Annotated in this window: 9 protein-coding genes; 2 read left to right on the top strand and 7 right to left on the bottom strand. The window is 41.8% G+C overall.

Annotated features, from left to right (window positions below; all coding sequences use genetic code 11):
* Positions 1 to 312 precede the first annotated feature (312 nt).
* From yciH to R7070_RS16520, 4 genes are all read right to left on the bottom strand, one after another.
* Positions 313 to 624, bottom strand: a complete 312-nt coding sequence (gene yciH / locus R7070_RS16505) for a stress response translation initiation inhibitor YciH (protein ID WP_005376292.1) — start codon at positions 622 to 624, stop codon at positions 313 to 315.
* A 1-nt stretch (position 625) separates the two neighbouring features.
* Complete coding sequence (locus R7070_RS16510) at positions 626 to 1,012, bottom strand: DUF3319 domain-containing protein (RefSeq protein WP_005376294.1); 387 nt, start codon at positions 1,010 to 1,012, stop codon at positions 626 to 628.
* 128 nt (positions 1,013 to 1,140) lie between these two features.
* A complete protein-coding gene (locus R7070_RS16515) occupies positions 1,141 to 2,130 on the bottom strand; it encodes a D-alanine--D-alanine ligase (protein WP_017821896.1) in 990 nt (329 codons plus the stop codon).
* Between the two features lie 149 nt (positions 2,131 to 2,279).
* A complete protein-coding gene (locus R7070_RS16520; protein ID WP_005390018.1) occupies positions 2,280 to 2,849 on the bottom strand; it encodes an SPOR domain-containing protein in 570 nt (189 codons plus the stop codon).
* A gap of 236 nt (positions 2,850 to 3,085) precedes the next feature.
* Between R7070_RS16520 and R7070_RS16525 the strand changes: the two genes are divergently transcribed.
* Positions 3,086 to 5,719 carry a bifunctional acetate--CoA ligase family protein/GNAT family N-acetyltransferase gene (locus R7070_RS16525; RefSeq protein WP_053307692.1) on the top strand — a complete coding sequence of 878 codons (2,634 nt, stop codon included), beginning with the start codon at positions 3,086 to 3,088 and terminating at the stop codon, positions 5,717 to 5,719.
* Positions 5,720 to 5,796: 77 nt separating this feature from the next.
* On the opposite strand, the gene R7070_RS16530 is transcribed toward R7070_RS16525, so the two are convergent.
* The gene (locus R7070_RS16530; protein WP_017634152.1) at positions 5,797 to 6,684 is read right to left on the bottom strand and encodes a LysR family transcriptional regulator; all 888 of its coding nucleotides are present in this window, start codon (positions 6,682 to 6,684) and stop codon (positions 5,797 to 5,799) included.
* A gap of 231 nt (positions 6,685 to 6,915) precedes the next feature.
* Here R7070_RS16530 and R7070_RS16535 point away from each other — a divergent pair, with 231 nt between their 5' ends.
* Positions 6,916 to 9,054 (top strand): TonB-dependent hemoglobin/transferrin/lactoferrin family receptor, encoded by a 2,139-nt coding sequence (locus R7070_RS16535; protein WP_256900060.1) that lies wholly within the window; start codon positions 6,916 to 6,918, stop codon positions 9,052 to 9,054.
* 335 nt (positions 9,055 to 9,389) lie between these two features.
* Here R7070_RS16535 and galE read toward each other — a convergent pair whose 3' ends face one another.
* Together galE and R7070_RS16545 are read right to left on the bottom strand one after the other, a co-directional pair.
* Positions 9,390 to 10,406: a UDP-glucose 4-epimerase GalE gene (galE, locus tag R7070_RS16540; RefSeq protein ID WP_256900061.1), complete on the bottom strand. Its 1,017-nt coding sequence runs from the start codon at positions 10,404 to 10,406 to the stop codon at positions 9,390 to 9,392.
* A gap of 54 nt (positions 10,407 to 10,460) precedes the next feature.
* Positions 10,461 to 12,419, bottom strand: a complete 1,959-nt coding sequence (locus R7070_RS16545) for a diguanylate cyclase domain-containing protein (RefSeq protein ID WP_186585309.1) — start codon at positions 12,417 to 12,419, stop codon at positions 10,461 to 10,463.
* Between the last annotated feature and the right edge of the window lie 316 nt (positions 12,420 to 12,735).

The following is a 12,735-nucleotide window of genomic DNA, read 5'->3' on the forward strand; positions in this document are numbered from 1 at the left end:
GGTGAATTTCATTCGAATAGCTCCAGAACTGCAAGAATCAAAACCACAAAACTAATTACCCTTAAGTTCGCATTATGTATATTATGTTAAATTGTATATCGCCGTACGCTAAATGTTGTCTGAGTATGCTCCTATTCCCCTGCAGATTTTAAATTTAAGGGCCTTACTGTGAGTATTAAACATAATCGTTATTTACCATAAAATAGCTAATATCGATCTATCAATCTACGATTGCTTGCCCTTCAATTAGCAACTTATAAAAAATGGCGTCTATTTCTTTAGACGCCATTTTTGTTTACTGGAAATATTAAATTAGCCACCGGCTAATTTGACTGTCATGCCTTTCTTTTCAAGATGTGCCTTGATCTTGTCTCTAGCATCACCTTGAATCTCGATATTGCCATCTTTTACAGAGCCACCACAGCCACAGACTTTTTTGAGTTCTGCCGCTAATAACTTTAAAGGTGCATCATCCAAGTCTAAACCTGTAACAATGCATACGCCTTTACCTTTACGGCCTTTCGTTTGGCGCTGAATCCGAACAACACCATCGCCTTTAGGGCGAGATACTTTTTCTTCTTCCGGTTTAATTCGACCGGTTTCTGTTGAATATACCAGAGTCATTCTATTGTTTCTTTTGTTGTTGAGCTTGCATCGCTTTTTGCTTTGCAACCAAATAAGCTTCGATATGGCGTTGAATAGCGGCTTTACTGCCCTTAATCAGTTTACCATTAAACATACAGTACCAAGAGTTAGGTTGGCCTGTATCGTTTTGAATAGTATAGCCGTTAAAGACCTCTGATTTTGCAACACCAGTTTGCTGCACTCTTTGCCCGAGTGAAGCAAACTCTTTGGGATCAATAATCGATGCGGTGTCACACCACCAATCAATGCTTTTCTTTACCGCCGTCAAACTGCCCTGTAAAACGTGGTTCTTGATTTTAACCTTCCAAACACTGCCATCTGATCCGACTGACTGCAGGTTAAAACCTCTATAATTTGAAATCGCCATACCACTGAGTCATCTGTTTAATGCGTTGATATAATCATAATTGCTACTGAGCAATATTCAAATACGGCTTGAATAATCCTTGCTCTAGAAAACAACTTGTATCATAAAACGCGTCTCGATAACGTTAATCACTTTGCACTGTTTATACAATCTTCCAAGAACTCATGAAATTTGTGCCCGTTGTTTTGAAGCATTTTAGGGAACATTGAGATCGGAGTCATTCCTGGAAATGTGTTTACTTCGTTTAAGTAAATCTCATCATCTTCCGTTAGGAAAAAGTCGATACGAGATAAATGACGAAGATTCATTTGTTTAAATACCGTCTCTGACGCGTGTTGGATGGAATCTAATTGTACTTGAGTTAGATTCTTCGCCTCAACTTCTGTGAGCGAGTGACTTGAACTGCTGTACTTTTCATCGTACGAGTAAAAAGCACCATCAGGCGCGATGACCTCGCCTGGCTTAGTGATATGTAGTTGGCCATTCATCTCATATGCAGCAACTTCAAGTTCTCGAGGTTTTACTGCTTTCTCAACCAACACTTGGTCAGAAAACCCAAAAGCATCATTTACTGCATTAGAAAGCTTGTCTTTTTCTGTGACACTGTAACAGCCAACGGAAGAGCCTTGGCGAGCGGCTTTAACAAAAACTTTTCCCCACTTTTCAAAGGCTTTATGAGCTTGAACGTGAGCTTCTTCATCGTTTCGTGTTAAGAATAAGTATGGCGTATTGGGTATGCCGATAGCGTCGTACCAAAGCTTAGATGTGATTTTATTGAAACTATTGCTACTCGCTTCTGGCCCGCAGCCAAGATAAGGAATACCTGCGATTTCAAACAGAGATTGAATGTCGCCTGTTTCGCCAGGAAAACCATGTATACAAGGCACGATGAAATCAATGGTTTGATTAGATTCACTTGAGCACAACTGCTTGGTATTGAGATCCAAGTAAACCAACTCACCTTGGTTGGTCATCCAACCTTCGTTTTTTATCTCTACGCGTGTAACGTGAACGTCTTCAATAAGATTTAGTTGTTGTTCGACAAAGTTTGCAGACAATAATGAAATCTCGTGCTCAGAAGAGCCACCGCCGCATAGTAAAAGAATATTTTTAATCATGAATCCATCTTTCCGTGACCTACAAAAGATACTATTTATTATGATAAACCTTTGAAGTGTGACGTACAGTAATTTTAGTGTGAGGAATGTTGTTCGAATAGGATTTGAGCAAATAAATAAGGGAGCTATTCGCTCCCTTATTTGATGTGTTAATTTAATTTGTTAAGTGTTGGGTAAGCTGAGTTTTTGATTGCGTCAATGCTTTTAACAAATGGTCTTAACTGCTGAAATTGAGCTGGCAAAGTCGAAATCGCTTGCTTGGCTTCTGCGCTTGTTGCGTAGTCTCCGTATAAAACTGAGAACCACTTAGTACCGTTTACAACTTTGTAGTTTTCCCAAATTGGCTGACCGTTCTGTGGCAGCTTATTTGCGAACTGATCGACTTTAGCTTGGCTACCCACAGCTGCGACTTGAATGGTATAGCCGAATCGTTGAATGCCAGCTTGCTTTTTACTTGGTGGTACGATCTTAACTGGCTTCGCCTGCTCTTTTGGCGTTAGCTTGACTACTTTCTTTTCTTCAGGCTTTGCCGTCATTTTCACAACAGTTGGTTGTACGTCTTTTTCTACTACAGCGTTTTCAGACGCCATAATTGGTTTAGAGATACGATCTGATTTGTAGTCCTCTCGGTAACTTTCTGAGGTCACATCCGTGATGTAAGTTTCAGATGCACAAGCAGAAAGCAGAACTGACAAGCCGATGATTGCGATTTTTTTCATGAAGTAACAAATGCTCTGGATAAATATTACGATAAATCATGCCGATAGCAGGGCCGTTTATCAAGCATCAAATACAATAATCTGTGATTTTGATGTGATGAATAACACAAACTCCATAAGCATCGTACACATTTTCTGCAATGTCTGGTCTGAAGATGTTTTATCAGTAAATTATTCGTTTATGATTGATATGAAACCGAGAAGCCAACGTGACTTACAAACGGCCAGGAGTCAGCATGAATAAACTACATAAACTCTTTAAACCCAACTCTGTGGCCGTTATTGGGGCATCTCAAAAAGCATTGCGAGCAGGACATGTTGTGATGCGCAACCTTCTACAAAGTGGATTTGGTGGCGCGATTATGCCAGTAACGCCGCGATATAAAGCCGTATCTGGCGTGATCGCTTACCCTGATGTAGCTTCCCTGCCCTATACGCCAGATATTGCAATTTTGTGTACGAACGTTTCACGTAACGAGCAATTGCTTAAAGAGCTAGATGAGAGAGGCACACCGTTTGCGATTGTTATCTCTGATGACCCTAATCCTTTAGATATCTCATCATTGAACATTCGAGTCTTAGGCCCAAACAGCTTAGGTATCATCCTTCCTTGGCACAATTTTAACTGCACGTTTTCCCCTGTTGCAGCTAAACCCGGAAAAATTGCTTTCATCTCACAATCCGCGGCGGTTTGTACCACGGTTTTAGACTGGGCAAATGATAAGAACATTGGTTTTTCTTCGTTCATTTCGATTGGGCGCGGACAAGATATCGATTTTGCAGATTTGCTCGACTATTTGAGTATGGATGGAAACACTGAAGCTATTCTGCTTTATGTTGATAATATCCAAGACGCTCGCCGATTTATGTCTGCTGCGCGCGCCGCTTCACGTAACCGACGTATATTGGTGCTAAAAGCGGGCCGCTCTAAAGAGATGAATACTTTTGAGCAGCAAGACGGAGATACACTTGACGTAATTTACGATTCTGCTATTCGCAGAACTGGTATGTTACGAGTCAGCAATACGCATGAGCTTTTTGCCGCGGTAGAAACACTCACGCATTCTGTGCCACTTCGTGGAGAGCGTTTAGCGATCATCACCAATGGCGGCGGCCCTGCTGTTATGTCCGTTGATACTTTGATTGAACGTGGTGGCCAACTCGCAACGCTTGATGACGCTTCCATTGAGCAATTACAAGCAGTACTTCCATCCAACTGGCGTGCTCGAAATCCAATTGATCTGTCTGGTGACGCAACCCAAAAACGCTATATTGATACCATTAACGCACTGATGAATAACGACTGTGCAGATGCGATATTGATTATGCATAGTCCTTCTGCTGTTTCTGATCCTCTTGAAACTGCTCAAGTCGTTATTAATGCCATCAAATCTCACCCTCGGCATAAGCATTTTAATATCTTGACCAACTGGTCAGGAGAACAAACGTCGAGAGAAGCGCGACTGGCCTTTACTCAAGCAGGCATTCCAACCTATAGAACACCTGAAAGTGCGGTTGTAGCATACATGCACTTGGTCGAATACAGACGAAACCAGAAACAACTAATGGAAACGCCAACGACGGCAGAGCCATTACATTCTGGAAGTGTGAGTTCAGCAAAAGAATGGGTAAACGAACGACTACTGGATAAAAACACAGTTACCTTGGATACGCATCAAACCAGCCCATTATTTAAGCTGTTCGGGTTTAACGTTTTGCCTACGTGGATTGCATCTGACGACATTGAAGCCGTTCATATGGCAGAAAATATTGGATATCCTGTTGCGGTTAAATTGCGTTCTCCAGACATTCCTCATAAATCGGATGTTCACGGTGTTGCTCTAAATTTAAGAAACAGTCGAGAAGTTTCCAACGCAGCGCTATCCATTTTAGATACCGTAAAGCTCAGTTACCCTTCCGCCAATGTACATGGGCTGTTAGTACAAGGGATGGCAAAGCTCGGCAGCGCTGAAGAGCTACGGATTAGTATTGCAGTAGATAAAGTCTTTGGACCAGTGATCTTGCTTGGTCAAGGCGGCTCTGAGTGGAATATCGCCCAAGATGCCGTCGCTGCACTTCCTCCTTTGAACATGACGCTTGCGCGCTACCTTGTCGTTGTTGCCCTAAAGTCTGGAAAGATTCGCCTGCAGAAACACAAAGATGCGCTCGATATTACTGAGTTGTCGAAGTTCTTGGTTCGTATCTCCCAAATGGCAGTTGAGTTACCAGAAATACAAAAACTGGATATCCATCCAGTGCTAGTGTCCGGAAGCGATTTAACTATCCTTGATGCAGATGTCACACTGTGTAAATACGAAGGAGACGCCCAAAAACGGCTAGCGATTCGCCCTTTCCCGGCAGAGTTTGTCGAAACTGTAACGCTTCGAGATGGCCAACCTATCCTGCTTCGTCCTATCTTGCCTGAGGATGAGCCGCTACATGCTCAATTCATTAATAGCGTATCGAAAGAAGATCTCTATAAACGTTTCTTTTCTGAAGTTGGAGAGTTCAACCATGAGGCTTTGGCAAACTTTACTCAAATCGACTACGACCGCGAAATGGCGTTTGTTGCGGTAGCGTTTAATACTGACGGACCGTCTATCATAGGGGTAGCCCGCGCATTGATTACACCAGACAATAGTGACGCTGAGTTTGCTATTTTGGTTCGTTCAGATTTGAAAGGAAAAGGTTTAGGCAAAGTGCTGATGCAGAAAATAATCAGCTATTGCAAAGTTAAAGGCACAAAGCAAATGTCTGGAATGACCATGCCAACAAACAGAGGAATGTTGATGTTGGCTCAGAACTTGGGGTTTGAGATCGATGTCCAGTTTGCAGACGGTACGGCAGATATGGTGCTCCCTTTAAATTGAAAAGCGCAGCATTAGCGATGACTTTTACTTCTTACATTCGATAATCAATGGGAATCTAAGAAGTAAAAGTTACGTTGTTACTTTAGTTTCCAATTCTTTTTTAAGTACTGAATACACCAGGATTTTGCCTCACCCATAGTGTTCCGGCGCCATGCCAAAATAATATCCATCGGCTGTTCTTCAGTGCCTTCGATTCGTTTCAATACACCACTATCAATAAGAGGTTGTGCAATTTGGCTTGGTAATGTACCAATACCTAAACCTGCAGTGAGCGCTTCTACTTTTGCCGTAAAGTTGGTGACGGTCAAGCGAGGCTGTTTTTGAATGATATTAATTGAGAGCGCTGGTTGCTCACGTGCGGTATCTGCAATAGCAATAATCCGATACTTTTCTCGCGCTGCTTCATCGAACTTACCACTACGCTTGTGAACATAGTGATCAGCGGAAGCTACCCAATACATACTCATTTTACCAATTTTTTCTGACTTAACTTCTTGAGGAAGCGTATCCAGTGATGGGCAAATCAGTAAATCAGCTCTCCCCGTATTCAACGACTCCCAGCTACCAGCCAGAATCTCCTCTTGCAGCCTGACTCGAGTTGAGCTGACCTCGGCCAGCGCATCAACCATCGGGAAAAAGTTGGATATAGGAATAATGCCATCGAAGGCAATGGTAATATCCAGCTCCCAGCCATTCGCCAATAACGTTGCATCGTTCACTAACTTTTCACTGGCTTGTAAAATGGCTCTTCCTCTTTCAAGAATAAGCTTACCTGCTTCAGTAAAATGGGCTTTGTGACCAGAGCGATCGAAGATAATAATGTCTAAGTCTTGCTCGAGTTTCTGGATTTGATAGCTCAGCGATGACGGGGCTCTGTCTAACTCATTCGCAGCAGCAGCAAAACTCCCTCTTCGATCAATAGCATCTAGAATATGGAGTGCTTCTAACGTAATTGGACTCTGCACATGGCCTCTCTTAATGTGATATTCATCACATTCGTTGTATTTGGATGAACTTATCAAGAACTAACGACAAATAATATAACATATTGATAACTAAAGACTAGGAATGCTCATAGCCTAAGAAGAAGATTCAATATAAATCAATAAATGACAATGGTAATGATAGTAATTACTATTTAGATCCATTAATATCCGCGTGTTGTTACCTATTATGGATCTAAGGTATTGAAGCCAATGTATAAAAAATCAATTTTGTCAGCCTCCATTTTAGTTGCCCTTTCCCATACTGCTTATGCGGAAGAAGCTTCTAAGTTTGAAGAAGTCGTTGTGTCGGCCACCCGTACCAACCAAACCATAAACACTGTTGCTGCTTCTGTTGCTGTTGTATCAGAGAAAGACATCGAAGAAAACATGGTAAAGGACTTGAATGATCTATTCGAGTATACGCCAGGTGTTACTGTTAATGGCACTCAACGCCAAGGCGTCCAAAGTATTAACATTCGCGGGATGGAAGGTAAACGAGTTAAAATCTTAGTAGACGGTGCATCTCAACCAGGTGTATTCAGCGGTGGACCATATTCGTTTATCAATTCTAGTGCTGTTACTGTCGACCCCGATATGCTAAAGAGTGTCGAAATTGTTAAAGGAGCAGCTTCTAGCCTACATGGTAGTGATGCAATTGGCGGTGTTGTCGCATTCGAAACAAAAGATCCGAAGGATTTCCTCAAAGATGGTAAAGACTTTGGCGGTCAAGCTAAACTCTCTTATTCATCGGAAGATAACTCTTTTAGTGAGCATGTAGCTTTAGCAAAGCGTTTCGGTAATACAGAAACACTTATAGCCTTTACACGCCGTGATGGTGCAGAGCTACAAAATTTCTCTAAGGCGCCTTACGATAACTATTCTGTGGACAACCAAGATTATTACAAAAACGATCTATTGGTAAAACTTCAATCTCAATTGAATGACGCTCATCGCTTGGAGTTCTTGGGAGAAGTTATTTACAACGAGACTGACTCAGAGATCGCACATAAAAGTTACAAAAACTTCAACGCTGAAGACACAACCAAGCAAAATCGCATTGGGCTCAAGCACATTTGGTTTGCAGATGCAGCTATCTCGGATACGATCACGTCCAAGCTTACATGGATTGGTAAAGAAGAAAACGGCGTCTCTAATCGCTTTATCGAAGCCAGCCCTGGTTACCCACCTTACGTACCGCCTAGTGGTGACAACCAACAGAAAAAAGATTACGAATATACTGAAGACAAATTTGAATTCGAAACTCAGTTAGATAAAGAGATTCAAAATCACTATATTGTTTACGGAATATCGTACAAACATAGTGACATCAGTAATACCAATCGCGAGTTTAATTCCGATCCTGGCACGCCAGATACTGTTTACGTTTACACACCGGATGCAAAAGAAGAAAGCTTTGGTTTATTCTTGCAAGATGAAATTTCGCTTCTTAATGACAAGCTAATTCTGACTCCAGGTGTGCGTTACGATTACTTCTCTACTAATCCTTCAAATACTTCTGAAGAGTCATTCGAGAAGTTTAGCGACTCTGCATTAACTGGTCGTTTAGGAGCGACTTACTCTGTATCGCAACCTGGCACGATCTTCGCGCAAGTGAGCCAAGGGTTCCGAGCGCCATCGTTCGACGAGCTTTACTACACTTACGATAATCCGGCTCATGGCTATACCAACCGCCCTAACCCAAATTTGGGATCTGAAAAGAGTTTGTCTTATGAACTTGGTTACCGTCATAACACTGCAGCGTCTGCAACTGAAGTAGCGTTCTACTACAGTGATTACAGTGACTTTATTGAGCAAACGTCATCAAACAATGGTGGTTTAACTGAATTCACAAATATCAATATTAGTGAAGCAAACATTAAAGGGGTTGAGCTCTCTAACCGTCTTGATTGGCATGCCATTGCTGGTCTTCCATCAGGCGTGACAACTCGCTTTGTTGCAGCATACACAGAAGGTGAAGATGGTGATGGTAATCCTTTGAACAGTGTAAACCCATGGAATGCCGTAGCTGCTGTAAATTACGATTCACCAAATGCACTTTGGGGGACAAGCCTAAAAGTAAACTACACGGCTAAGAAATCGAACAGTGATATCAACTCTGATGGTGATAAAGGCGGAATCAAAGACCAAGTTGCTTTGCCGTCTGCGACAGTCGTTGACTTAACGGCGTACTACAAACCAATGAAAGATATAACCATTCGTGCTGGTGTTATGAATCTAACGAATGAAGAATACCATCTTTGGAACGATGTTCGCGGTAAGACTGAGTTAAGTCGAGACAAAACGCAAGCTGAGCGTAATTATAACATTAGTGTTAAATACGAGTTCTAAACCTTAAAAACACAAAAGCCAGCGTAATGCTGGCTTTTTTTATGGCTTTCATTTCAAAAATGTAAAGAAAAGTATGAAAAATGAAAGTTTACTGTTTTGCCATCTCTTTTTTCACCATTACTGCTGCTGCAATGATGAAAGTGATGATCAGACCGAGTTCCATGAACTACCCCAATAGCTATGAGAAAATTTATAACCCAAATTAAGAGTCGGGCATAGTTTAACAGCTCTATATATACTTGCTACCTTTTAACCAGTAATTTACGATTTTTTCCGATTTGGATCAAAAAAGACGCAATCACGCGCCTTTTTGTTACTATTATGTAAATTAAAGATTAGGCATCTGGATAACCTTGAGGGTTAGTAGACTGCCAGCGCCATGTATCGCCAGTCATTTCTTCTAGAGAGCGAGTTGCTTTCCAACCTAACTCATTCATCGCTTTTGATGGATCCGCCCAACACTCTGCAATATCACCTGGACGACGCTCAACAAGTTGGTATGGGACATCTTTACCACTTGCGGCTTCAAATGCTTTCACCATGTCCAGTACACTGTAGCCGTTACCAGTACCGAGGTTATAGATATGAAGGCCAGCTTTGCTACCTACTTTTTCTAATGCAGCAACGTGACCATCGGATAAGTCCATTACATGAATATAATCACGTACGCCTGTGCCATCTTTGGTCGGATAATCACTACCAAACACAGAAAGGAACTCTCTGCGCCCTACCGCAACTTGAGAAACAAACGGCATTAAGTTGTTTGGAATACCTTGAGGATCTTCACCTAGCTCGCCTGTTGGATGTGAACCTACCGGGTTAAAGTAACGAAGAAGTGTAATGCTCCAGTCAGGGTTCGCATTTTGGAAGTCGGTTAAACACTCTTCTACCATTAATTTGCTGCGCCCATATGGGTTAGTTGCGCTAGTTGGAAAGTCCTCTGTGATGGGTACAGAAGCAGGATCACCGTATACAGTCGCTGATGAACTAAATACCAACGATTTAACTCCGGCTTCACGCATTGCATCAACCAATACTAAAGTGCCATTAACGTTGTTGTCGTAATACTCTAAAGGTTTTGCTACAGACTCACCGACGGCCTTTAAACCTGCAAAATGGATAACAGCTTCAATATTGTGCAACTTTAGTGCTTCTACCATCGCCAATTTATCTCTGATATCAGCTTTAATGAAGGTTGGCTTTACACCACATACCTTTTCAATTCGATCTAATACCGTAGATTTACTGTTGTACAGGTTGTCTAGAATCACTGGCGTCATGCCAGCTTCGATCATTTGAATACACGTATGACTACCGATATAGCCCATACCACCCGTAACGAGTACTTTCATTTTATTATTCCTTCTGACGCGAATTGAGTTAGTTTAAAGCTTTGACGTTACGATTTAAACTGTCTCTTGTAATTCGCATCCCATTAATATTGCTTGGCCTTTCCCGGCTTTCTTTGCTTGATACATTGCCGTATCCGCACTTTTTAAAACTCGAGTAGCATCGCGCTCATTTACGCCGACTAATTTTACGCCGATACTAACGCCAACTTTGAGTAAGTGACCTTTGTACTCAATTGGAGCACATATGCTCTCGAGCAACTGTTCTGCTATTCGGGTGACCACTTTTTGATTGGCGGGATTAACCAACATGACAAATTCATCACCAGAAAGTCTTGCGATTAAATCACTATGTCTCGTCGCAGATGTTAGACGCTCGGAAACTTTTTTCAAAACTTCATCACCTGCATCATGACCGTAGGTATCGTTAACTTCTTTAAATCCATCCAGATCGAGGTACAAAACTGCAAATTCGTCACGCAAGTATCCAGAGCGTTGTACTAGTTGTTCCAACTCTAAATGGAACTTAGATCGATTGGCTAACCCCGTTAAAGCATCGTGATGAGCTAAATGCTCCAATCGTTCCATCTCTTTTGCGCCGGAAAGGTCGGTAAGAACAATAACCAGATCATAGAAACCATAGTCTTCACACTTAACGATACGATTGACTCGAGCAAACATCGGTACAAACTGACCAATATGGTTCTTCTCGATAACTTCACCTTGCCAAACGCCATAATTTTCTATCGACTCGATGATACTAGGCATCATTTCCTGTAACTTGCGCCACTTTAGCGTTTGGATGAATGACTTCCCAATAAGCTGATCCACCTCTAAGCCGACTAACTTAGTGACGGCAGGGTTTGCCATCGTAATGACACCGCGATGATTAAGAACAATGAGACCATCTTGGCTGCTTTCAAAAACGCGTCCCGCAACACGTTGCCGGTTTATGGCTTCTTCAATTTCGGTGATATCTTGAATCGAAAACAGTAAGTATTCGTGTGTCGAGAGGCGACGACTGGTTAGGCTCAACTGCTGTTCGTTATCTGCATTTTTGAGGTGAATATCATCGCACTCTAGGCCTCGACTCAGGATCTGACTCAGCTCATTCGGTGTTTTGGTTTTAATTAGATCACGAATATTGGCGTATTTAAGTTCATCTAATTTTTTTTGAAATATTTGCTGGGTCGCCGTATTACAATGAATAACACGTCCGGAATTGTCTGTAATAACTAATGCATGCTGAACAGATTCGATAACCTCTTCTGAAAATGCGCGCTTTTGTTCTAGTGTGTCTAGTGAATGTTGCCGCTGCTTCTCACGTACTGTTAACCTGTTCATCATTTGATTGAAAGATCTCGCGAGCTCTCCAATTTCATCGTTGGCGTAATAGCGTGCTTGATTTTCCGTGCTTCGTCCGTGTGTCACATTCTCTATTACGCGGCTAAGCTCCATAACGGGCTTGAGAACAAGCCTCTCGATACTTATGTAAAAAACTGTGCCACCAGCGATCAGAAACAGAAGAAGTAAAGCGCCATCTTGAAGTAAAGATTGTATGGCTTCTACAATTGGGCGATGAGAAAGCGTAACTCTCATGCTACCAATGACATAGCCATCATGGATAATCGGCTCTAGAACATAAAGAAATTTGGTTGATAAGGCATAGCCTAGAGCGTGCAACCTACTTCTTTCGGTTTGACTTGGAACGGGTGCTAGTGCCCCACTTATCTCCATAACAGCGAATGGTTGGTCATCTTGGTCATAAAGTTTGACCCGCGTTACATTTGGCTGGTTTAAAAAGTTGGCGAGAATAGTTTGAGCTTTTTGCTTGTCCTTTGTTGTCAGCGCATCTTTAATTGAGAAAGAAACATTGTTAATCAGCTTTCTTGTCTGCTCGACCAGTTCATGCTTAGACGATTGGTATACAGTATACGAGGTGTAACCTTTTGAGATAACAAAGATAGCCGTTAAAAAGACCAGAAGAGGCCAAATAAGCTTCGCTCGTAATGACATATATATTCCTGTCGCAGACAACCACAAAAATGACAGAAGAACCATTATGCAATCTATCACCCATGAAGAGCGACAAGATTAACACGATGCTAATGCAAAATAACCTTAAATTCTCAAAAATTGGATGGAAAAGAAACGAAATACCTCAAAATTCGGATCAACTCAAATAACGGCAACATCTTTATGGACTAACGTGATCTTTTTCGTCACCTATCTGCTCAAAAAGCCTCGTTTTCATGATAGAAGAATGAAGTGAGTCACTGAACCTAGATGCATTTTCCTGCATCGTAAACCCATTGCTGGTGTAGAAATAAAA

Origin of the sequence: Vibrio sp. 1557, from assembly GCF_033340175.1 — a bacterium.
GTDB lineage: Bacteria > Pseudomonadota > Gammaproteobacteria > Enterobacterales > Vibrionaceae > Vibrio > Vibrio alginolyticus.

Excerpts from the sequence above, each read along its gene's own strand:
- R7070_RS16545 (WP_186585309.1), bottom strand. The coding sequence starts at position 12,419 with ATGTCATTACGAGCGAAGCTTATTTGGCCTCTTCTGGTCTTTTTAACG.
- yciH (WP_005376292.1), bottom strand. The coding sequence starts at position 624 with ATGACTCTGGTATATTCAACAGAAACCGGTCGAATTAAACCGGAAGAA.
- R7070_RS16510 (WP_005376294.1), bottom strand. The coding sequence starts at position 1,012 with ATGGCGATTTCAAATTATAGAGGTTTTAACCTGCAGTCAGTCGGATCA.
- galE (WP_256900061.1), bottom strand. The coding sequence starts at position 10,406 with ATGAAAGTACTCGTTACGGGTGGTATGGGCTATATCGGTAGTCATACG.
- R7070_RS16515 (WP_017821896.1), bottom strand. The coding sequence starts at position 2,130 with ATGATTAAAAATATTCTTTTACTATGCGGCGGTGGCTCTTCTGAGCAC.
- R7070_RS16525 (WP_053307692.1), top strand. The coding sequence starts at position 3,086 with ATGAATAAACTACATAAACTCTTTAAACCCAACTCTGTGGCCGTTATT.
- R7070_RS16535 (WP_256900060.1), top strand. The coding sequence starts at position 6,916 with ATGTATAAAAAATCAATTTTGTCAGCCTCCATTTTAGTTGCCCTTTCC.
- R7070_RS16520 (WP_005390018.1), bottom strand. The coding sequence starts at position 2,849 with ATGAAAAAAATCGCAATCATCGGCTTGTCAGTTCTGCTTTCTGCTTGT.